Here is a 21261-nt window from a genome sequence, read left to right as displayed (position 1 = left end):
AAATGAGCCCGCCGCGCGGCGGGCTTTTTCATGTCTTCGTCAGAAGCGGTCGAGCAGCCGGCGCAGGTAGTCGAGTTCCTCGTCGGGGCGGCTCTGTTCGCCTGACCGCCGGCGGATCTCGTCGAACAGCTCTTGCGCGCGGCGCATCATGTCCTGCCCTGGAAGAAGGTTCTCGTCCGAGCGGATGTTGCCCCGCGCCCCCGACGGACGGCCCAGCGGATCGCGGTCGTCGCGTGCCATGCCTTCGCCCGGCTGATCGCCGGCATCGCCCTGGTTCTGTTGCGCCTGTTGCTGCATTTCCTCGCCAAGGCCGCGGATACCCTCGCGCAACGCCTCCATCGCGTCGGCCTGCCGGTCAAGCGCACCGTCCAGATCGCCCTGCTCCAGGCTGTCGCGCGCGCCGCCCATCTGGCGCTCGGCATCGTCCAGCTGATCGCGGGCCTCGGCACCGCCTTCGGTCCCGGGGGATGGAAGCTGGCCGCGCAACTGGTCCAGCATCTGCCGCAGCGCTTCCTGCCGCTGAGCCAGCTGTTCGGCGGACATGCCGGGGGTCTGCCCCTGACCCTGCCCTAGCCCTTGCTGTTGACCGGGCTGGCCGGGCTGGCCCTGTTGCTGGCCCTGCTGTCCGGGCTGGCGGTTCTGGTTGAACTGGCGCTGCAACTCCTGGAAGCTGTCATCGGCCAGATCCTGCTGCTGGCGCAGCGTGTCCTGCAACTCCTGCATCATCTGCTGGCCCTGCTGCTGGCCGTTCTGCCCGCCCTGCGCCATCTGCATCTGCAGGTTTTCAAGCAGCTGCTGCAACTGCTCAAGCAAGGCCTGCGCCTGTTCCTGCTGACCGCTTTCGGCAAGGCGCTGGATCTCGTCCAGCATCTGCTGAAGCTGGTCCTGGCTCAGCGTCATCGAAGGATCCGGCTGCGGCTGCTGGGCCATCTGGTCCTGGTTGCGCATCGCTTCCTGCGCGAGCTGCTGCATGTAGTCCTGCATCGCCTCGCGCAGTTCCTGCATCAACTCGGCGATCTCTTCCTCGGTCGCGCCGTTCCGAAGTGCATCCGACAGCCTGTCCTGGGCCCGGCGCAGGCGTTCCCTTGCATCGGAAAGGGACCCGTCCTCGACCACAAGCGCCGTCTGCCACAGAAGTTCGGCGATATCGTCCCGCTCGGCCGCGTCCAACCCGTCCTCGGTGGCATAGCCCAGCCGGCGAAGCGCCATGCGCGCCATCATGTAGGCGGTGGGGTTGGTGAACACGTCGTCCGGCGCATGGGTGATGACCCGCAGCATCATGTCCACGCGGTCCGCGTTCTCGACGCTCCAGAGCAGGTCGCGGCGTTGTTCGAGGATGGCGCGCGCCAGCGGGTCGAAGAAGCGACGGCCCGGCAGGGTACCCGGCGCGGGCGCGGCCACGCCTTCCTGCCCCGCATCGTCCAGCGCCAGCAACTCGACCCGTACCGGCAGGCCGACCCACGGGTGCCTGGACAGATCCTCGACCAGGGTCTCGGCCACTTCCTCGCTGCCCCCGGAGAAGGGCATGGGCAGATCGAGCACGATTTCCTCACGCTCTTCGGGCGCGACGACCAGGCCATGACGGCGATCGACCTCGTCCAGGTCCAGCGTGATCCGCGCCTGCGCCGAGGCGACGCCGTAATCGTCGCTTGCGGTGAAGCCGAGTTCCATCGCGCCGGAGGCGGCGCGCGCCATGTCGCCCTCTGGGGCGATGCGGGGCGGCTGGTCGGGGATCAGCGTCACGTCCCAGCCGGCGATCTCGGATCCGTTCTCGAGAAGGGCGATACGCCCGCTCGATGCGATGGGGAATGTGGCAGAGCTGATGCCCTCGGCAATCGCCTGAAGCCCAGCCGCGGCCCCTGACACCGTCTCCGTCAGGGCATGGCCACCTTCTGCGCCGTAGACACGCACTGTCACCTCGGTTCCCTGCGGCAGATCCAGGCGTGGTGGCGTGTCGGCGGCAAGGTAGAGCGTGGGGCGCCCTGTGTAGGCGGGCGGGTTCGCCCAGGCCTCGAAACTCGGGCCTGCGGCAACCGGAGCGGAGGCTGTGCCGCCGCCGGGCAGCGCCAGCTCGACCGGCGCGGGCCCACGCGCGAAGAGTGCGGCGGCCACGACGGCGACCAGCGCCACGAGGCGCAGCGCATAGGGATCGCGCCCGGACAGGCGCAGGTCGGGACGGCTGGCGCGCGCGGCGGCCGCGCGTTCGGCCATCCTCTCGAGGTGGCGTTGCCAGAGCGCCTGAGCGCCGGGATCGTCGCGGCCCACCGCAATGGTATCCGAAAGAGAGGATATCGGGCGTCCCGGCAGGGCTGCGTCCAGCCGCGCGACGGCATCCGCTTCGCTTGGCCATTCCAGGCGACGGGTGCCCAGCGCGATCAGCAAGACGAGGCCAAGACCGAACACCCCGACAGCGACCAGCGAAAGATCGGGGCCGAGCGACGCGAGACCGCCAAAGGCCCAGAAGGCTATCCCGGCCATGCCCAGCGTCGTGACCGGCCAGTAGGCCCGGGTCATCGCCTCGGCCATCATCGCCAGTCGCGTCCGCCGGATCTGCTGACGGAGCCGCGCCTCGCCATGGCCTGAATTACGCGGCGCTTCGGTCCCGATGGGCATCGCTGTCTCCTGATCGGGCAGAGACAGGCGCGGCCCCTCTCGATATCCCGTTCACTCCAACCATGGGGGGATGGTATCGCGGGAAATGATTTCGTCAAAGCTTGGCCGCGCGCGCACCACGGCGAATTGATTGCCGTTGACCAGCACCTCGGGCACCAGTGGACGCGTATTGTATTCCGAGGCCATGACCGCGCCATAGGCGCCGGCCGACCGGAAGGCCACCAGATCCCCCTGCGAAAGCGGCGGCAGAAGCCGTTGCCGTGCAAAGGTGTCACCGGTCTCGCAGACCGGCCCCACCACGTCGAAGGGCTGGGGCGCCGACCCCGGCTCGGCCTCGGCCACGGGCACGATATCGTGATGCGCCTCGTACATGGCGGGGCGGATCAGGTCGTTCATGGCCGCGTCGAGAATCACGAAATCCCGCCCCTCGCCATGCTTGATGTAGAGCACTTCGGAAACGAGGATCCCCGCGTTGCCCACGATCAGGCGGCCCGGCTCGATCTCGATCTCGGCACCCAGGTCGCCCACTGTTTCGTGGACGATCTGGCCATAATCGCTGGGCAGCGGCGGGGCCGCGTTGGTGGACATGTAGGGGATCCCAAGCCCACCGCCGAGGTCGAGCCGCCGGATATCATGCCCGTCCGCGCGGAGCGCGCGCGTCAGTTCGGCCACCTTGAGAAAGGCGTGGCGATAGGGGTCCAGATCCGTCAGCTGCGAGCCGATATGGACGTCGATACCAACCACCTCGATCCCTGGCAGGGCGGCCGCCTCGGCATACACGGCGCGGGCCTTGCCGATCGGGATGCCGAACTTGTTCTCGGACTTGCCGGTCGCGATCTTGGCGTGCGTCTTCGCGTCGACGTCGGGGTTCACCCGCAGGGTGATCGGGGCGCGCTTTCCCAGCCTTTCGGCCACGGCGGAAAGCATGCGCAATTCGGGCTCGCTTTCGACGTTGAACTGGCGGATGCCGCCTTCCAGCGCCATGCGCATCTCGGCTGCGGTCTTGCCGACGCCGGAAAAGACGATCCGCTCGCCCGGCACGCCGGCGGCGCGGGCGCGCAGGTATTCGCCCCCCGACACGACGTCCATGCCGGCGCCCAGCCGCGCCAGCGTGACCAGCACCGCCTGGTTGGAATTGGCCTTCATCGCATAGCAGATCAGGTGATCGAGCCCGGCCAGCGCCTCCTGGAAGACGCGGTAATGCCGGGTCAGGGTCGCGGTCGAATAGACGTAGAACGGCGTGCCGACGGCGGCCGCGATTTCGGGGACCGGCACATCCTCGGCGTGGAGGATCCCGGATCGGTAAAGGAAGTGATCCATCAGTCGCGCGGCCTCGATCGCAGGAAAAGATAAAGCGGCAAGCCGCAGGAAACGCCGATGCAGAACGTGGCCGGTATCGCGATCAGGCTCAGCCAGTCGCGGCGCACCACGGCCTCGGCGATGATGAAGACGGTCAGCGCAAGGGCCGCGATGGTCAGATCCCACACCAGCCCGGAAGTTGCGTCGTTCACATGCCAGGCATCGACCATGGCGGCGAGCGACCAGCCGTTTTCCATGAACCACGACACGAAATAGTACATCGGCAGGGTCGCGCCGACGATGGTCAGTATCAGGTACAGTACGCGCGTGGCGGTCATGGCGTTTCCTCCGGTCTGGCGTGAGCGCCAGCTAGCCCGCGCCCGGACAAGGGTCAAGCAGGGCTCAGGGCTGCGCAGCGCGGCTGACCGGCAACGGGTCGCCCTTGATCCCGCAGGCCGACAGGGCGAACAGGGCCAGGATCAGGACCGCCCTCACCCGAGGAGCCCCTTCCAGCGCGCGACCTGTTCGCGCACGCGGACAGGCGCTGTGCCCCCGTAAGAGATGCGGCTGGCGACGGAATTGTGCACGCCAAGGACGTCATAGACATCTGCCGTGATGCCGGAATGGACCGACTGCATCTGACCCAGTTCCAGCTCGTGCAGGTCGCAGCCCTGCGTTTCTGCCATGCGGACCAGCGCCCCGGTGACGTGATGCGCCTCGCGGAAGGGCAGGCCCAGCGCCCGCACCAGCCAGTCGGCCAGGTCGGTCGCGGTCGAAAAGCCGGACCCCGCCGCCGCCTCGAGCGCGGTGCGGTTCGCGGTCATGTCGGACACCATGCCGGTCATCGCCGCCAGCGCCAGCATCAGGCTGTCGGCCGCGTCGAAGACCTGTTCCTTGTCCTCCTGCATGTCCTTGGAATAGGCAAGCGGCAGGCCTTTCATCACCATGGTCAGCCCCACCTGCGCGCCAAGGATCCGGCCCACCTTTGCGCGGATCAGCTCGGCCGCGTCCGGGTTCTTCTTCTGCGGCATGATGGACGAGCCGGTAGAGAAGCGGTCGGACAAGGCCACGAAGCGGAACTGCGCCGAGGACCAGATCACCAGCTCTTCGGCCAGCCGGCTCAGATGCATCGCGCAGATCGTGGCCGAGGACAGGAACTCCAGGGCGAAGTCGCGATCCGACACCGCATCGAGCGAGTTCGCCATCGGGCGGTCGAAGCCCAGCGCCTGCGCCGTCATCTCGCGGTCGATGGGAAAGGAGGTGCCGGCCAGCGCCGCAGCCCCCAGCGGGCTTTCGTTCATGCGTGCGCGGGCGTCGCGCATCCGCGCGGCATCACGGCCGAACATCTCGACATAGGCCATCATGTGGTGGCCCCAGGTCACCGGCTGCGCGGTCTGAAGATGCGTGAAGCCCGGCATCACCCAGTCGGCCCCGGCCTCGGCCTGCGCGACAAGCGCGCGCTGCAGCGCCTCGAGCCCCGTGATCGCCGCGTCGCACTGGTCGCGCACCCACAGGCGGAAGTCGGTCGCCACCTGGTCGTTGCGCGATCGCGCGGTGTGAAGGCGTCCGGCGGGTTCGCCGATAAGCTCCTTCAGCCGCGCCTCGACATTCATGTGGATGTCCTCGAGCGCCGTGGAAAAGCTGAAACGCCCGGCCTCGATCTCTGACAAGACCGTGAGCAGACCTTCCCGGATCGCCTGCGCATCGCTATCGCTGATGATACCACAGGCTGCGAGCATGGCCGCGTGGGCGCGGCTGCCGGTGATATCCTGCGCAGCGAGGCGTTGGTCGAACCCGATCGAGGCGTTGATCGCTTCCATGATCGCGTCGGGCCCCTCGGCGAACCGCCCGCCCCACATCCGGTTGCTGGTCGAGTCTGACATGTATTTGACCTTGTGAAGGTTCCGAGACCGGCCCATGACCCGCCCCATCCTGACCGCGCTTCTATACGCATCCCTGGTGCTGACCGCAAACCCGTTGGCCGCGGCTGGGCTGGACCCTGCGCTGAAGGCCGAACTCGAGGCGCTGCGCGAGGGGGACATGCGCAAGCTGGTCTTTACCGGGGACGCCCGCGACACCGACGGGATCACCTTTCAGACCGCCGCCGGTGAGACGCGGGCGCTGTCGGACAGCGACGGCAAGGTGCGGATCGTGAACTTCTGGGCGACATGGTGCGCCCCCTGCCGGCAAGAGAAGCCTGCGCTCGACGCGTTGAACAAGGCGATGGCGGGCCCGGATTTCGAGGTGATCGCGATTGCCACCGGGCGCAACTCGCTGGAGGGGATCGCGCGCTTCAACGCCGAGGTCGGGGTCGAGAGCCTGACCACCTATGTCGATCCGGCCAGCGCCGCGGCACGGGCCATGGGGGTGCTGGGGTTGCCGGTCTCGATCATACTCGACCGCGAGGGGAACGAGGTCGCACGCCTTGCGGGTGGCGCCGACTGGACGTCCGCCAGCACGCGCGCGATTCTCGACCGCCTGATCGCCCGCTGAACTCGGGGCTCAGGCCAGCGCGGCATGGCGCGGGCAGGTCACGAGGTGATCGTTGACCATGCCGACCGCCTGCATGAAGGCATAGACGATCGTGGGCCCGCAAAAAGCGAATCCCTGCGCGCGCAGATCCTTGGAAATCCGTTCCGACAGGTCGGTCTTTGCCGGAACCTCTGACATGGTCCGCCATCGGTTGACTTGGGGTTGCCCGTCGACGTAGTCCCAAAGCCTCGTGGCAAAGCCTTCGCGCGCTTCGATTTCACAGTAAAGCTGAGCCGCCCGAATGGTTGCACGGATCTTGCCCTTATGTCGCACGATACCGCTATCGGAAAGAAGACGCGCCTCGTCCTCGGGGCCGTAACGCGCGACACGGACGGGGTCGAACCCGTCGAACGCCGCGCGAAACGCATCGCGCTTGCGCAGGATGGTGATCCATGACAGCCCCGCCTGGAAACCGTCCAGCATCAGCTTTTCCCAAAGCGCGCGCGACTCAAGTTCCGGCACGCCCCATTCCTCGTCGTGATAGCGAACGTAAAGCGGGTCTGTCCCGCACCATGGGCATGGCGCCTGCATCGGGCTTTCTCCTGATTTGTCTGCCGTCGAAGATTTTCAGAACATTCGCGAAACATTTTACCTTTGCGAAACCCGGCAGTCCGAATGTGGCCTATGAACAGACCACGAACAAGGCATGACGACGCCATGACAACCAGCCGCAGCGACAAAAGGGAATTGGCAACCGGCGACGCCGACGTCGACTCGCTGTGCGCGCTGGTCGAACGGGCGCTGGCCGAAGGGCGGATCGTGCCGTTCTTCCAACCCGTGGTCGACGCGCGCGATCCCTGCCGCGTTATCTTTCACGAGGTGTTGCTGCGGTTGCGCACGCGCGGCGGCCGACTGCTGCTGCCCACCCGCTTCCTGCCGGCCGTTGCCGGCAGCCCTCTGGCAGCCGCTCTCGACAGGCTTGCGCTGTCCGCCGCCATTGCAACGCTTTCGGCCCGGCCGTCGATACGGCTATCGGTCAATGTCGGGCAGACCACGCTGGACGACGCCTGCTGGCTTGACCTGCTGACCGAGGCCTGTGACCGCAGTGGAGATATCGGCTACCGCCTGATCGTCGAGATGACCGAACACGCGGCCCTGCTGGCGCATCCGTGCTTCGGGGATTTCATCGCAAGGCTGCGCGTGCTTGGCCCGACGCGGGCGCTTGACGATTTCGGCGCCGGGGCCACTGGCTTTCAGATCCTGCGCAATCATCGCTTCGACATGCTCAAGATCGACGGCACCTACGGCGCGGCGCTTTCGGAAAGCAGCGACTCGCAGGTGATGGTGCAGGCGATGGTCGCCATCGCGCGGCATTTCGAGATGCTGACCGTGCTCGAGCATGTCGAGACCCAGGAGGATGCTGCCATGGCGGTCGCCCTCGGCGTCGATTGCCTCCAGGGTCATCACTATGGACGGGCCACCGAAAACATCGCCACCGCAACGCTGAACATGAGCGTCGGCCGGGCCTAGCTCAGGTGTCCTTTACCAGGCGCGACAGTTGTTCCTGCATCGCGCGAAGCTGGTCCTTCAGTTCGTCCAGTTCGACGTCCTTTCGGGCGGGCGCTGGCTCGGGCTGTGTCGTGGGCTTTTGCGATGGGCGCTGCGCATGCTGTCCAAACGGGCTGAACATGCGCATCGCGTTCTCGTAGATTTCCATGTTGGTGCGGGTCAGCGCCTCGAAATTGGCCATCGCAGGGTTGGTGCCAAAGGCCTGCGCCACATGCTCGCGCAGTTTTTCCTGGTTTCGCAGGAATGTTTCCATCGAGGCTTCGAGATAGCCGGGAACCACGCCTTGCAGCGTGTCCCCGTAAAGCCGGATCAGCTGGCGCAGGAAATTCGCGGGCAGCATGGTCTGCCCCTTCGCCTCTTCCTCGAAGATGATCTGGGTCAGCACCGCGCGGGTGATATCCTCGCCCGATTTCGCGTCGCGCACGACGAAATCGGTCCCCTCGCGCACCATCAGCGCAAGGTCTTCGAGGGTGACGTAGGCGGATTTCTCGGTGTTGTAGAGCCGCCGGTTCGCGTATTTCTTGATGACGATCGGTTCTCCGGCATCGTTTTGGGTCCGTGCCATGCTTCTCTCCCCTGACCGCATGGAAAAGGCATAGCACCCGGCGTTTTGGCGCTGCAACTTGATTTTTGCATACGCGAAGTGCCCGGCCCGTGCTAAGTCCCGCGCCGATGGACGAGAAAGACCCCGAAGCAACGCTCAGGAATACTGCGCCGGACGCGCCCCAGCCCACCGACGCGGCGCGCTATCTGGATCTTTGGGAACGCCATCTCAGCATGACCGCGCGCGAAGGGGCGCCGCCCGCCGGGGGCCGGAAACGGTGAAAGACATCGCCCCGCACAGGATCGGCCAGCCATCGCCGATTGCGGTGCATCTTGGCGCGGCGGCCAGCGGTTATCTTCAGGCGATCCTGGCCGCCCCGAACGCGGCAGAGCCCGATTTCCCCTGGCATCCCACCCTTCCGCGCTATGCCGGCCCCGCACCGGAACCACTGGACGTGACGGCCGAAGCCGCGCGGCGCATGGCGCGGATGCTGCGCGGCATCGAGGCGTGGCAGCGCCATCCCTATCGCCGCGGTGAAATCCCGCGCCCCGTCCTGTGGGCCGACGGGGCGACCCGGCTTGTCGATCACGGGGCAGGCGCTTCGGGGCCGGTGGTGGTCGTCGTGCCTTCGCTCATCAACCGGCCCTATGTGCTGGATCTATTGCCCGAACGTTCGTTTCTCGGGGCGTTGCGCGCAGCGGGGCTGCGGCCGCTGCTGCTCGACTGGGGCGCGCCGGGGGCGGCGGAGGCGGGGTTCGACATCGACTGCTACCGCCATCGCCGACTCGCCCCGGCGCTGGAAGCCGCGCGCAGGCTGACCGGCCGAACGCCCGCGCTGCTCGGCTATTGCATGGGTGGCACGATTTCGGCCGGCCATGTGATCGAAGGGGCCGAGGTTTCTGCGCTTGTGACGATCGGCGCGCCCTGGGACTTCGATGCCGCTCGGGGCTTCACACAGGGAATACGGGCCGCAGTGCGACAGGCGGGCGACGATTTCTGGCGCAGGACGCTGCGCAGCCTTGTGGAGGCCTTCGGGCTTGTGCCGGTGACACTGTTCCAGCATCTCTTCGCGCTGGTGGATCCGATCCAGGCCACCCGCAAGTTCCAGGCATTCGCGGCGCTCGATCCCGACAGCGACCGGGCACGCCTGTTCGTGGCGCTGGAGGACTGGCTTGCCGACGGGATCCCGATGGCGGGCCCGGCCGCGGAAACCCTGCTGATCGACTGGCACCTGGACAACGCGACCGGGACCGGGCGCTGGCCCGAGCGCATCAGCACCGACCAACAGCCGCCGGCACTGATCGTCAGCGGGCTGCGCGACGGCATCGCGCCACCGGGCGTGTCGGCCGCGCTGTCCCGCGCCTTTCCCGAAGCGACCGTTCTGTCGCCGGCGCTCGGGCATGTGGGGATGATAACCGGGGCCGCCGCTCCGGCACGGGTCTGGCGACCGGTGGTGGAATTCCTGCGGGCGAATGCCTAAGCTGCCTGCGTGGATGATGCAGGGGATCACGACCGAAGCGGTGGAATGTTGCAGTGCAACATGCTAGAAGCGCCGCGGAATTCCAGTAGAAACGTCTCTAACTCAAGGGAATTGGGGGAAACGACATGACCAACATCGTCATCGCCTCGGCCGCGCGTACCGCTGTCGGCAGCTTCAACGGCGCATTTGCCAACACGCCGGCGCACGAACTGGGCGCCTCTGCCATCCGCGCCGTGCTGGAACGCGCCGGACTGGAGGCAGAGGCCGTCTCGGAGACGATCCTCGGGCAGGTGCTGACCGCCGGCCAGGGCCAGAACCCCGCGCGCCAGGCGCATATCCTCGCGGGCCTGCCCAAGGAAAGCGCCGCCTGGAGCATCAACCAGGTCTGCGGATCGGGCCTGCGGGCGGTGGCACTCGGCGCGCAGCACATCCTGCTGGGCGACGCCGACATCGTGGTCGCCGGCGGCCAGGAGAACATGAGCCTGTCGCCCCATGTCGCGCATCTGCGCGCCGGCCAGAAGATGGGCGACATGAAGTTCGTCGATTCGATGATCAAGGACGGGCTCTGGGACGCCTTCAACGACTACCACATGGGCAACACCGCCGAGAACGTGGCCCAGCAGTGGCAGATCAGCCGGGACGAGCAGGACGCCTTTGCCGTCGCCTCCCAGAACAAGGCAGAAGCCGCGCAGAAGGAAGGCCGCTTCACGGACGAGATCGTCCCCTTCACCGTCAAGACCCGCAAGGGCGACATCGTGGTGGAAAACGACGAGTATATCCGCCACGGCGCCAGCATCGACGCGATGGCCAAGCTGCGCCCGGCCTTCTCCAGGGATGGCAGCGTGACCGCGGGCAACGCCTCGGGGCTGAACGACGGGGCGGCGGCGGTGCTGCTGATGACCGAGGCCGAGGCCGAAAAGCGCGGGATCAAGCCGCTTGCACGGATCGCGTCCTACGCGACCGCGGGGCTGGACCCGTCGATCATGGGCGTGGGCCCGATCCATGCCAGCCGCAAGGCCCTGGCCAAGGCCGGGTGGAAGGTCGAGGATCTCGACCTGATCGAGGCGAACGAGGCCTTCGCCGCGCAGGCCTGTGCCGTGAACAAGGACATGGGCTGGGATCCCGAGAAGGTGAACGTGAACGGCGGCGCCATCGCCATCGGCCATCCGATCGGCGCGTCCGGCGCCCGGGTGCTGAACACGCTTCTCTTCGAGATGCAGCGCCGCGACGCGAAGAAGGGCATCGCCACGCTTTGCATCGGCGGCGGGATGGGCGTCGCGCTCTGCGTCGAGCGTGACTGACATTCAACCACAAGGCCGGCGGGGCCAGCCCGCCGGCACGGATTTCCAGGGAAAGGGATGAACATGGGACGTGTTGCACTTGTGACCGGCGGCTCGCGCGGGATCGGCGCCGCCATTTCGATCGCGCTTAAGAACGCGGGCTACACCGTGGCCGCGAATTATGCCGGCAATGACGAGGCGGCGACGAAGTTCACCGCCGAGACGGGCATCAAGACCTACAAGTGGTCGGTCGCGGATTACGAGGCCTGCAAGGCCGGCATCGCGCAGGTCGAGGCGGATCTGGGCCCGGTCGAGGTGTTGGTGAACAATGCCGGCATCACCCGCGACGCCATGTTCCACAAGATGACGCCCGAGCAGTGGAAAGAGGTGATCGACACCAACCTGACGGGCCTGTTCAACATGACCCACCCGATCTGGTCGGGCATGCGCGACCGCAAGTTCGGGCGCGTCATCAACATCTCGTCGATCAACGGCCAGAAGGGCCAGGCCGGCCAGGCCAACTATTCATCGGCCAAGGCGGGGGATCTGGGCTTCACCAAGGCGCTGGCGCAGGAAGGCGCGCGCGCCGGCATCACCGTGAACGCGATCTGCCCGGGCTATATCGGCACCGAGATGGTGCGCGCCATCGACGAGAAGGTGCTGAACGAGCGGATCATCCCGCAGATCCCGGTGGGCCGCCTGGGCGAGCCCGAGGAGATCGCGCGCTGCGTGGTGTTCCTTGCCGCGGACGATGCGGGTTTCATCACCGGCTCGACCATCTCGGCCAATGGCGGCCAGTTCTTCGTCTGACACCGACCGAGGCGAAGGCGAAAGGGCCGGTACCGTTCCGGCCCTTTTTCATGCGTGGGTTCGCCCGCGACCCGTTGCGGGGGACCGAAGTCTCGACCATATCTTGCGCGACAGTACAACGAGGCGCCCCATGAAGATCGGCATTCTCCTCACCGGAAAACTCCCCCCCGCCATGGTCTCGCGCCACGGCGAATACGATGCGTTCTTCCGGCGTCTTCTGGGCGCGGTCGATCCCGGACTGGAATTCTTTACCGTCGATGTCGTGGATGGCGAACCGCTGGGCGATCCGGCAAGGGCCGATGGCTGGCTGGTAACCGGCTCGCGGCACGGCGTCTACGAGGATCACCCGTGGATCGAACCGCTCAAGGCGTTCCTGCGCGCCGCCATCGAGGGAAGGGTGCCTGTGGTCGGGGTCTGTTTCGGCCATCAGATCCTGGCCGAGGCGCTGGGCGGGCGTGCGGTCAAGTCGGATCGGGGCTGGGGGCTGGGCGTGCACAGCTACAAGCCGGCCGTAACCCCGTCCTGGATGCCCGAGGGGCTGGCCTATGACTGGAATGCGATCGCCATTCACCAGGACCAGGTGGTGGAAATCCCCGAACACGCGACGGTTCTGGCTGCTTCCGACTTCTGCCCCTACGCCGCCTTGGCCTATGGCGATCCTGAGGCGCCGTACGCCATTTCGGTGCAGCCGCACCCGGAGTACACGGCGGATGCCCTGCGCGAGGTGATGGACCTGCGTATGAAGGACAAGCTGCCGCCCGAGATACTGTCCCGCGCCACGGAAAGCCTGGATACCGGCGTTTCCGGGGATGCCGAATGGGCAAAGGCGATCGTGTCGTATTTCCGCGCGGCCGGGGCGCGGCGCCCGGCCAGCGCGGGTTCTGTCTAGGGTCTACTGGACCTGGTGGGTGATGCGCTCGATCTCTTCCTTGAGATGGAGCTTCTGGCGTTTGAGATCGGTGATCTGAAGGTCGTTGGCCGCTGGCCTGCGCTGCTCTTCCTCGATCTTTCTGGCTAGGGCCTGATGTTTCTTCCGCAGTTCGTTCAGATGTGCGCTCAGGCTCATTCAGTCCTCCTTCTGCTGTTTTCTCACCCCACCTTTCAGTGCAGCACGAATCGGCCCCCGCTGTCACCTGCTACCTGCGTGAGCAGCCGTGAGCGGCAAGCGTTGCCGCTCAGAAGTCCAACGGGGCGCCATCGCGCAGCACCGCGGTCGCGGGGGCAGTGAAGTCGGGCACATCCGCCAGATGCACGGGCCCTTCATGCAGGACCAGCGGAAAGGCCAGCCGCAGCGGCGCGCGCGCGCCCTTGCGCGCCCGAAGGACGACCCGCCTGGCGTCGCGCCCCACCCGCGGCACCAAGGGCAGGATGGCCACGGCCCCGGCCCGGTGCCCCAGCGCGAACAGGATGTCCGCAAGCCGGTCGGCCCGGTGGATGATCGTCAGCCACCCACCCGGCTTCAGCCGGCGCAGCCCCAGATCGACGAAGGCGGCAAGCCCCGCCTCGCCCTCGCGGTGGGCGGTGTCGCGGCCGATGTCCCCGGCGGGTGTCGCGGCGGCGGCATCGTAGAAGGGCGGGTTCATCAGCACCTGGTCGAAACCCTGGCCGCGCAGTTCCGCCGGCGGATCGAGGATGTCGCCCTCGAGGATGCGGGCCGCGATCCCGTTGAGCGCGGCATTGCGCCGCGCAAGATCCGCATAGGGGGCCTGCAGTTCCAGCCCGGTCAGGGCAAGATCGGGCACGCGCGCGCCAAGGCACAGAAGCGCCGCCCCCACCCCGCAGCCCAGTTCCAGCACCGACTGGCCAGGTGACGCGGGGACCGCTGCGGCCAGAAGGACCGGATCGGTTGCCGCGCGATATCCCTTGCGCGGCTGAAGCAGGCGCACGCGCCCGCCGAGAAACGCATCCTCGGTCAGATCCTCCGGGCCGAAGCCGGTCATCCGATCACGTCTAGGTCGTTGTCGCGCAGTACCGCCCGGGCGCGAAACGCGTCCCGCTGCGCCACCATCAGCCGCCGCGGAAAGATGCCGATGGATCCCTCGAGGACGCTCATGTGGACGTCCATCACGAAGCACTCTATACCCTCGCCTCGAAGCAGCGCCGTGGCAAAGGCGATGATGGTCGGGTCCGTGGTGCGCAGGATCTCTTTCATGGGTCTGGCTTAGCCGTCCGCCGCGGGCGCGTCGAGCGGGAAGGAAGGGTTTTCAGTGACGACACCGGGTGCGTTCGAGCGGTTGCAGGCAGCTCTGGCCGAGGACATGGCGGCGGTCAACGCCCTGATCGCCAAGCGGATGGCATCCGAACATGCCCCCCGCATCCCGGAGGTGACCGCCCATCTGGTCGAGGCCGGGGGCAAGCGGTTGCGCCCGCTTCTGACACTGGCGGCGGCACGGATGTGCGGCTACGAGGGCGCCGATCACGTCAAGCTGGCCGCCACGGTCGAGTTCATCCACACGGCCACACTGCTGCATGACGACGTGGTGGACGAAAGCACCCAGCGTCGGGGCCGGCCGACCGCGAACCTTCTGTGGGACAACCAGTCCTCGGTTCTGGTGGGCGACTACCTGTTCGCGCGCTCGTTCCAGCTGATGGTCGAGACCGGCAGCCTGCGGGTGCTGGACATCCTTGCCAACGCCTCGGCCGTGATCGCCGAGGGCGAGGTGCTGCAACTGACCGCCGCGCGCAGCCTTGCCACCGGGCAGGACATCTACATGAAGGTGATCCGCGGCAAGACCGCCGCCCTGTTCGCCGCCGCGACCGAGGTGGGCGGGATCATCGCCGCCGCACCGGAGGACCAGGTCACGGCCCTGCGCGAATATGGCGACGCGCTCGGGATCGCCTTCCAGATCGTGGACGACCTGCTGGATTACGGCGGGGTGAGTGCCACGCTGGGCAAGAACACCGGCGACGATTTCCGCGAGCGGAAAATGTCGCTTCCCGTGATCCTGGCAGTGGCACAGGCAGACGCGGAGGAGCGCGCCTTCTGGACCCGCGTCATCGAGAAGGGGGACCAGCGCGACGGCGATCTGGAACATGCGCAGGCGCTTATGCAGCGCCATGGCGCGCTGGAGGCAACCCGCGCCGCGGCCCTGGCCGAGGCGGCGCGTGCGCGCGATGCCATCGCCGCGATGCCCGCGTCGGATCTGGGCGATGCCCTGTCGGATCTGGCGGATTTCGTCGTCTCGCGCGTGGCCTGAACGGGCAGCGTTCCAGCCGCCCGTGCCCTAGCCCTCGTCCTTGACGGGCGCCGCCGCGACCCACCAGCCGGGATGGGCCGACCGCAGCGCCGCCGCCGCGGCAAGCGCCGGCGCCATCGTCTCGAACAGGCCGAAAACGGTCGCGCCCGATCCGGACATGCGGGCAAGCCGGCACCCCGCCTGCCCGGCCAGTGCCTTCAGCGCCACGCCAATCTGCGGCACCAGCGCCACCGCCGGCGCCTCGAGGTCATTGCGCGTGCCAGCCAGCCAGTCGAACAGCGCGGCGGTATCCGGAAAGCTATCGGGAAGCGTGCCCAACCCCGGATTGTGCACCTTCTCTAGGCGACGGAAGACCAGCGGTGTGGGGCAGGCAATCCCCGGATTGGCCAGCACCATCCAGAACGGGGGAAGGGCGGGCACCGGCTCAAGCACCTCGCCAATTCCCCGCATCCGCGTGGGCTGCGCGGCCAGGCAGACCGGCACGTCGGCCCCCAGCGCCAGCACCGCCCCCGCGTCGGGCAGCGGCAGGTCGAGCGCCCGGTGCAGGCCCAGCAGCGCCGCCGCGGCATCCGCTGACCCGCCGCCGATCCCGCTTGCCACGGGCAGGTTCTTTTCCAGCAGGATCGCCGCCGCAGCCCCCGGCATCAGCGCCGCGGCCCGCAGCACCAGGTTGTCGGCATCGGCCGACAGGTCCAGCCCGAACGGCCCGCCAATGGTCAGCGACAGGCGCGACGACGGCTCGATCGAAAGCCGGTCGCCGATCCCGGGAAACACGACCAGACTGTCCAGCATGTGGTAGCCGTCGGGCCGCCTCCCCGTGACATGCAGGCAAAGATTGACCTTGGCCTGCGCCAGCAGGGTGACATCGCGCATGGGCTCGACTGCCTCAGTTGCCCTGCGCTGTCGGCGCCATGCCGCCGCCCAGGCTCGCCTCTTCCTCGGCCAGCACGGCATCTAGTCCGCGATCGAGCTTCCTGCGGATCCGTTCCGCGTCCTCGGGCTCGGGTTCGAAGGACAGGGCGCGACGCCACTGGAACTCGGCCTCGCGCTTGCGGTCCACCATCCACAGGACATCGCCCAGATGGTCATTGATGATCGGATCGACGGGCAGCAGTTCCACCGCCCGTTCCATCGGCGCCACCGCCTCCTCGTAGCGGCCAAGGCGGTAGAGCACCCAGCCCAGCGAGTCGGTTATGTAGCCGTCCTGGGGACGCTGCTCCACCGCGCGGCGGATCATCGCCTCGGCCTCCTCGAGATTGCGGCGCAATTCGACCAGGGAATAGCCCAGATAGTTCAGCACCTGCGGCTGCTCGGGGTTCAATTCCAGCGCCCGTCGGAAATCGGCCTCGGCCTCGGGCCAGCGGTCGGTCCGCTCATAGGCGATGCCCCGCACATAGAACAGCCGCCATTGCGCCGGGTTCTCGACCTCGATCAGGTCGATTGCCGCGGTGTAGGCATCGGCGGCGCGGGCGAACTGCTCGTTCACGCGCAGCATGTCGCCAAGCGCGGTCTGCACCATCTGGTTGCCGGGATTGCCCCGCGCCAGCGCGGACAGAACTTCGGTCGCCTCGTCGGTCCGCTCGGCCCGCGCCAGCGCCTCGGCCCGGCCGATCTCGGCGGTCACGAACCATGGCGATGCAGGCTGGATCCGGCTGTAGGCATCGACGGCAAGGTCGTACTCGCCGGCACCGCTCAGCAGATCGCCCGTCAGCGCCCGCATCTCGTCGAAGTCCGGCCGGATGCGCAGGGCAAGCCGCGAATACACCAGCGCCTGCCGGACTGCCTGCTCACGGCCAAGCGCGCCAGCCATGATCCCGAACACGCCAGCCGCCCCGTCTGCGGCCGATCCGATCTGGTCGTAGGGCAGATCCTCGCCCGACTCCAGTCGGTCGCGCAGCCCCTCGATCTGCGCATCGTCCATTCCGCCCGCGATCAGGTCGTTCACCAGCGCAAGCGCATCGCCGCGCCGGTCGGACTGGGCAAGCGCCACGACATGCGTCACGATGGACAACCGGTCCAGGTGCAGCGGCCCCCTTTCGTCGCCGTCCAGGATCGTCGCGGCGGACGCGAAATCCCCGGCAAAGGCCAGCGCCAGCGCCTCGGCCATCTGGCCATAGGCTTCCATCGTCTCGTTGCCGGCCATCGAACGGAACACCTCGGCCCCGCCGTTGAAATCGCCCTGCCCCACCAGCGCCCAGCCCTGCACCAGACTGCCGAAAAGCGGGTTCAGCCCGAACCGCTCGTCCCGGGTGATCGCAAGCGAGGTTGAATAGTCCTCGGCGGCCAGCGCCTCGGCCAGCTGCACCAGCGCGGCAAGCTGGCTGTCGGGCTCCACCTCCTGCAGCGGGCCGGCCAGTTCCAGCGCCCGGTCCATCCGGCCGGCAGCGATGTTGGCGATCAGCGCGTTGTTCAGCAGCACCGGATTTTCCGGCAATGCCTCGAGCGTCCGGTCGTAATAGATGGCTGCCGCGTCGAAATCGTCCCGGCTGTCGGCCTGGTTGGCGGCCAGATAGGGCCCCGCGATGCCCTGCCCAAGGGCCGCGGGGGAAGTGCTGCCCAGCATCAGCGCCACGGCCGCAGCCGCCATTCCCCGAGTGTGCCGAAGCCGCATCCTGTCCTCCCGCTTTTTCAGATCGAATCTTAGGGCGGGCGTGGCGCGAAGGCAAACCGATCCCGGTCACATGTTGGGGTAGTTGGGTCCGTCACCGCCCTGAGGGGTGACCCAGGTGATGTTCTGACTGGGATCCTTGATGTCGCAGGTCTTGCAGTGCACGCAATTCTGCGCGTTGACCTGAAAGCGCGGCGGCTCGCCGGGCTTTTCCACCACCTCGTAGACACCGGCCGGGCAGTAGCGCTGCGCGGGCTCGGCATATTTCGGCAGGTTGACCGCGACCGGAATCTCGGGATCGGCCAGCCGCAGATGCGAGGGCTGGTTTTCGGCGTGGTTGGTGCCCGAGAAGCTGACATTGGTCAGCCGGTCGAAGCTGATCCGGCCATCGGGCTTCGGGTAGTCGATGGGGCTGAACTTTTCCGCCTCTCCGGTGGCGGCGGCGTCGGTCTTGCCATGGCCTTGCGTACCCCAGGGGTTCCAGCCGGTCAGCTGCGCCAGCCACATGTCGATCCCGCCATAGACCAGCGAGCGGAGCATGCCCTTCTTCGACCACAGGGGCTTCACGTTGCGCACGGGCTTCAGGTCGCGCGCCACGGGACCGGATTTCAGCGCGGCGTCATATTCGCTCAGCGTGTCGCCCGCCCGGCCCGCACCGATCGCGGCATGGGCCGCCTCGGCCGCGGCGATGCCCGAATGCATCGCGTTATGGTTGCCCTTGATCCGCGGCACGTTCACCAGCCCCGCGGAACAGCCCAGCAACGCCCCGCCGGGGAAGGCCACCTGCGGGATCGACTGCCAGCCCCCTTCGGAAATCGCCCGCGCGCCATAGGCCACGCGCTTCGCCCCCTTCAGAAGCGGGGCGATTTCCGGATGATGCTTGAAGCGCTGGAATTCGTTGTAGGGCGCGAGATAGGGGTTCTCGTAGTTCAGGTGCACCACGAAGCCGAGGAAGATCTGGTTGTTCTCGGCGTGATAGAGGAACGCGCCGCCCCCGGCATTGCCACCAAGCGGCCAGCCCATCGTGTGCACGACCTTGCCCGGCTTGTGCAGGGCGGGGTCGATCTCCCAGATCTCCTTCATGCCGAGGCCGTATTTCTGCGGCTCGCAGTCCTTGTCGAGGCCGAAGCGCGCGATCGCCTGCTTGGACAGCGACCCGCGCACGCCTTCGGCAAGGAAGACATACTTGCCCAGAAGCTCCATCCCCGGCTCGTAGCCGTCGCCCTTCGTGCCGTCCTTCTCGATGCCGAACTCGCCGGCAACGACCCCGGTGACACGCCCGTCCTCGCCAAGGACCAGTTCCGAGCAGGACATGCCGGGGAAGATTTCGACCCCCATCGCCTCGGCCTGTTCGGCCATCCAGCGGCACACATTGCCCATCGAGACGATGTAGTTGCCATGGTTCGACATCAGCGGCGGCATCGGCCAGTTCGGGATGCGCAGACTGCCCGCGGCACCGAGCATCAGGAAATGATCCTCTGTCACCGGCACGTTCAGCGGTGCGCCCCGCTCTTTCCAGTCGGGCATCAGCGCATTCAGGCCCGACGGATCCAGCACCGCGCCCGACAGGATATGCGCGCCCACCTCGGACCCCTTTTCCAGCACGACGACCGACAGGTCTGCGTCCAGCTGCTTGAGCCGGATCGCGGCCGACAGTCCCGCCGGACCTGCGCCGACGATGACGACATCGTATTCCATGCTTTCGCGCTGGACTTCGCTCATTGGGCTTCCTCCGTGCTGTTGGGCCAAACAGCTACCGCCACGCCCATGCAGGGTCAATGCGACCGACGGACCGACGCGCGGGCGCATCCATCGCGCGGCTTCCCGCCCTTGGCGCTTGAACTCGAAATTCCCCGCTCCTATCGTCAGGACAAGTGGCCGCCCTTCGAGGCGGCCTTTCCGATACATGCGCGGCCTTACACGAACCGACAGGCACAGGAGAATTCCGGTGGAGAAGATACCGCTCACGAAGCAGGGTTTCGCGAAACTCGACGCCGAACTGAAGCAGCTGAAATCCGTGGCCCGGCCCAGCGTCATCAAGGCGATCGCCGAGGCGCGTGAGCACGGCGACCTGTCGGAGAACGCGGAATACCATGCCGCGCGCGAGCAGCAGAGCCATATCGAGGGCCGCATCGCCGAACTCGAGGGCATTCTCGGCCGTGCCGAGGTGATCGACACCAGCCGCATGTCGGGCCCGATCAAGTTCGGCGCCACGGTCAAGATCGTGGACGAGGACACCGACGAGGAAAAGACCTACCAGATTGTCGGAGAGGCCGAAGCCGATATCGAGAACGGCAAGCTGAACATAAAGTCGCCGCTCGCCCGTGCGCTTATCGGCAAGGAAAAGGGCGACAGCGTCGAGGTGCGGACCCCGGGCGGAACGCGCGACTACGAGATACTGGACGTCACTTACGTCTGAGAGGTGCAGGTGCGTTGAGCGGGGCCAGGGATATCCAGCGGACAAGCCTGCGCCGCGCCGCGGGGGTAACGGCGCTGGTATGGACCGGCGTCGTGCTGGCCTATGCGGCGGGCTACGTCGGCACGCTCGCGCCCGAGGGCGGCGCGCTGGCGCTGGCAATCCTGGGTTTCGCCGCAGCGATCGGCGTGCCGGTGGCCGGTCTTTTCGGACTTAGCCGGCTGGCCGAGGAAGTATCTGCCCGCGAAGCGCGGATCGAGGCGCTGGAAACGCGCCTGCGCAAGGCGGAACGCACGGTCGAGGCGCAGGAGAAGCGACTGGCCGCCGCCGAGGCTGCGCTGCGCCGCCCCGAACCGGCCCCGGCCCCGGCCCGGCCGGAACCGGCCCCCGCGGTCGCGCCGGCCCCCGCAAGTCCCTTGGAACCCGAGATCCCCGCGCAGGGCAGCCTTGCCCTGGAAGGGGGCGCCGATGCCGGCGGTCCGGTCGCCCTGCCGGACATGATCCGGGCGCTCAATTTCCCGCGTGACGCGAATGACACAGACGGTTTCGCGGTGCTGCGGCGTGCCCTGTCGGACCAGGAACTGGCGCGCCTCCTGCAGGCCTCCGAGGATTGCCTGAACATGATGGCGCAGGAGGGGCTCTACATGGACGACCTGTTCCCCGCCCCGGCCAGCGCCGATGACTGGCGTCAGTTCGCCAAGGGGGGCGCGGCTCGGGCGGCGCTGATGCCGCTGAACGGCATCACCGACACCAAGGCGCTGGAAACGGTCAAGGGCAGGATGCGCGCCGATCCGATCTTTCGCGACACCGCACTCTATTTCCAGCGCCGCTTCGACCATCTGTTGCAGCGCATAGCGCCCGAGGCGGACGACGGATCGCTGCTGCGCTTCGTGGATACCCGCTCCGGGCGGGCCTTCGTGCTTCTGGTGCAGGCCGGCGGCATCCGGGACAGCGCCCCGAAGGCGTGAGAGGC

23 protein-coding genes are annotated in these 21261 nt (G+C 67.3%); 10 read left to right on the top strand and 13 right to left on the bottom strand.

The window, feature by feature from the left end; genetic code table 11:
• Positions 1-39: 39 nt before the first annotated feature.
• The 5 genes from HMH01_RS04250 to argH form a co-directional block, all read right to left on the bottom strand.
• Positions 40-2613 carry a TIGR02302 family protein gene (locus HMH01_RS04250; protein WP_171322793.1) on the bottom strand — a complete coding sequence of 858 codons (2574 nt, stop codon included), beginning with the start codon at positions 2611-2613 and terminating at the stop codon, positions 40-42.
• A 51-nt stretch (positions 2614-2664) separates the two neighbouring features.
• Positions 2665-3933, bottom strand: a complete 1269-nt coding sequence (gene lysA / locus HMH01_RS04245; RefSeq protein ID WP_171322791.1) for a diaminopimelate decarboxylase — start codon at positions 3931-3933, stop codon at positions 2665-2667.
• A complete protein-coding gene (locus HMH01_RS04240; RefSeq protein WP_171322789.1) occupies positions 3933-4250 on the bottom strand; it encodes a DUF2834 domain-containing protein in 318 nt (105 codons plus the stop codon). Before HMH01_RS04240 ends, lysA begins: the two co-directional genes overlap by 1 nt.
• Positions 4251-4314: 64 nt before the next feature.
• Complete coding sequence (locus HMH01_RS17915; protein WP_343035137.1) at positions 4315-4407, bottom strand: lipoprotein; 93 nt, start codon at positions 4405-4407, stop codon at positions 4315-4317.
• Positions 4404-5795: an argininosuccinate lyase gene (gene argH, locus HMH01_RS04235; RefSeq protein WP_171322788.1), complete on the bottom strand. Its 1392-nt coding sequence runs from the start codon at positions 5793-5795 to the stop codon at positions 4404-4406. Before argH ends, HMH01_RS17915 begins: the two co-directional genes overlap by 4 nt.
• A gap of 34 nt (positions 5796-5829) precedes the next feature.
• Between argH and HMH01_RS04230 the strand changes: the two genes are divergently transcribed.
• Entirely contained in the window at positions 5830-6405 is a 576-nt protein-coding gene (locus tag HMH01_RS04230) for a TlpA family protein disulfide reductase (protein WP_171322787.1), read from the top strand.
• A gap of 9 nt (positions 6406-6414) precedes the next feature.
• On the opposite strand, the gene HMH01_RS04225 is transcribed toward HMH01_RS04230, so the two are convergent.
• Entirely contained in the window at positions 6415-6975 is a 561-nt protein-coding gene (locus HMH01_RS04225) for a DNA-3-methyladenine glycosylase I (RefSeq protein ID WP_171322786.1), read from the bottom strand.
• Positions 6976-7131: 156 nt separating this feature from the next.
• Here HMH01_RS04225 and HMH01_RS04220 point away from each other — a divergent pair, with 156 nt between their 5' ends.
• Positions 7132-7914, top strand: a complete 783-nt coding sequence (locus HMH01_RS04220) for an EAL domain-containing protein (RefSeq protein ID WP_171322785.1) — start codon at positions 7132-7134, stop codon at positions 7912-7914.
• A 1-nt stretch (position 7915) separates the two neighbouring features.
• On the opposite strand, the gene phaR is transcribed toward HMH01_RS04220, so the two are convergent.
• On the bottom strand, positions 7916-8518 hold the full coding sequence (phaR, locus tag HMH01_RS04215) for a polyhydroxyalkanoate synthesis repressor PhaR (protein WP_171322784.1): 603 nt from the start codon (positions 8516-8518) through the stop codon (positions 7916-7918).
• A gap of 107 nt (positions 8519-8625) precedes the next feature.
• Here phaR and HMH01_RS04210 point away from each other — a divergent pair, with 107 nt between their 5' ends.
• From HMH01_RS04210 to HMH01_RS04190, 5 genes are all read left to right on the top strand, one after another.
• Positions 8626-8778, top strand: a complete 153-nt coding sequence (locus HMH01_RS04210; protein WP_171322783.1) for a hypothetical protein — start codon at positions 8626-8628, stop codon at positions 8776-8778.
• Positions 8775-9977, top strand: coding sequence for an alpha/beta fold hydrolase (locus HMH01_RS04205; protein WP_171322782.1), 1203 nt, complete (start codon positions 8775-8777; stop codon positions 9975-9977). Before HMH01_RS04210 ends, HMH01_RS04205 begins: the two co-directional genes overlap by 4 nt.
• A 125-nt stretch (positions 9978-10102) precedes the next feature.
• Positions 10103-11278, top strand: coding sequence for an acetyl-CoA C-acetyltransferase (locus HMH01_RS04200; RefSeq protein WP_171322781.1), 1176 nt, complete (start codon positions 10103-10105; stop codon positions 11276-11278).
• A 63-nt stretch (positions 11279-11341) separates the two neighbouring features.
• Positions 11342-12067 (top strand): acetoacetyl-CoA reductase, encoded by a 726-nt coding sequence (gene phbB / locus HMH01_RS04195; protein ID WP_171322780.1) that lies wholly within the window; start codon positions 11342-11344, stop codon positions 12065-12067.
• Between the two features lie 130 nt (positions 12068-12197).
• Positions 12198-12956 carry a glutamine amidotransferase-related protein gene (locus HMH01_RS04190; protein WP_171322779.1) on the top strand — a complete coding sequence of 253 codons (759 nt, stop codon included), beginning with the start codon at positions 12198-12200 and terminating at the stop codon, positions 12954-12956.
• Between the two features lie 3 nt (positions 12957-12959).
• On the opposite strand, the gene HMH01_RS04185 is transcribed toward HMH01_RS04190, so the two are convergent.
• The 3 genes from HMH01_RS04185 to HMH01_RS04175 form a co-directional block, all read right to left on the bottom strand.
• Complete coding sequence (locus tag HMH01_RS04185) at positions 12960-13133, bottom strand: YdcH family protein (protein ID WP_171322778.1); 174 nt, start codon at positions 13131-13133, stop codon at positions 12960-12962.
• A gap of 109 nt (positions 13134-13242) precedes the next feature.
• Positions 13243-14007 carry a tRNA1(Val) (adenine(37)-N6)-methyltransferase gene (locus HMH01_RS04180; protein WP_171322777.1) on the bottom strand — a complete coding sequence of 255 codons (765 nt, stop codon included), beginning with the start codon at positions 14005-14007 and terminating at the stop codon, positions 13243-13245.
• On the bottom strand, positions 14004-14219 hold the full coding sequence (locus HMH01_RS04175; protein ID WP_171322776.1) for a putative signal transducing protein: 216 nt from the start codon (positions 14217-14219) through the stop codon (positions 14004-14006). Before HMH01_RS04175 ends, HMH01_RS04180 begins: the two co-directional genes overlap by 4 nt.
• Before the next feature lie 106 nt (positions 14220-14325).
• On the opposite strand from HMH01_RS04175, the gene HMH01_RS04170 reads away from it, so the two are divergent.
• Complete coding sequence (locus HMH01_RS04170) at positions 14326-15264, top strand: polyprenyl synthetase family protein (protein ID WP_171325208.1); 939 nt, start codon at positions 14326-14328, stop codon at positions 15262-15264.
• Positions 15265-15291: 27 nt separating this feature from the next.
• On the opposite strand, the gene HMH01_RS04165 is transcribed toward HMH01_RS04170, so the two are convergent.
• From HMH01_RS04165 to HMH01_RS04155, 3 genes are all read right to left on the bottom strand, one after another.
• Positions 15292-16137, bottom strand: coding sequence for a 4-(cytidine 5'-diphospho)-2-C-methyl-D-erythritol kinase (locus tag HMH01_RS04165; protein WP_171322775.1), 846 nt, complete (start codon positions 16135-16137; stop codon positions 15292-15294).
• Between the two features lie 13 nt (positions 16138-16150).
• The gene (locus HMH01_RS04160; RefSeq protein WP_171322774.1) at positions 16151-17851 is read right to left on the bottom strand and encodes a tetratricopeptide repeat protein; all 1701 of its coding nucleotides are present in this window, start codon (positions 17849-17851) and stop codon (positions 16151-16153) included.
• A 90-nt stretch (positions 17852-17941) separates the two neighbouring features.
• The gene (locus HMH01_RS04155) at positions 17942-19594 is read right to left on the bottom strand and encodes an electron transfer flavoprotein-ubiquinone oxidoreductase (protein WP_171322773.1); all 1653 of its coding nucleotides are present in this window, start codon (positions 19592-19594) and stop codon (positions 17942-17944) included.
• 226 nt (positions 19595-19820) lie between these two features.
• Here HMH01_RS04155 and greA point away from each other — a divergent pair, with 226 nt between their 5' ends.
• Together greA and HMH01_RS04145 are read left to right on the top strand one after the other, a co-directional pair.
• Positions 19821-20291 carry a transcription elongation factor GreA gene (gene greA / locus HMH01_RS04150; protein WP_171322772.1) on the top strand — a complete coding sequence of 157 codons (471 nt, stop codon included), beginning with the start codon at positions 19821-19823 and terminating at the stop codon, positions 20289-20291.
• Positions 20292-20305: 14 nt separating this feature from the next.
• Entirely contained in the window at positions 20306-21256 is a 951-nt protein-coding gene (locus HMH01_RS04145) for a hypothetical protein (protein WP_171322770.1), read from the top strand.
• Positions 21257-21261 lie beyond the last annotated feature (5 nt).

Origin of the sequence: Halovulum dunhuangense, assembly GCF_013093415.1 — a bacterium.
Classification (GTDB): domain Bacteria; phylum Pseudomonadota; class Alphaproteobacteria; order Rhodobacterales; family Rhodobacteraceae; genus Halovulum; species Halovulum dunhuangense.
The sequence above is the reverse complement of the archived record's forward strand: the minus strand, read 5'-3'. Positions and strand labels throughout refer to the sequence as shown.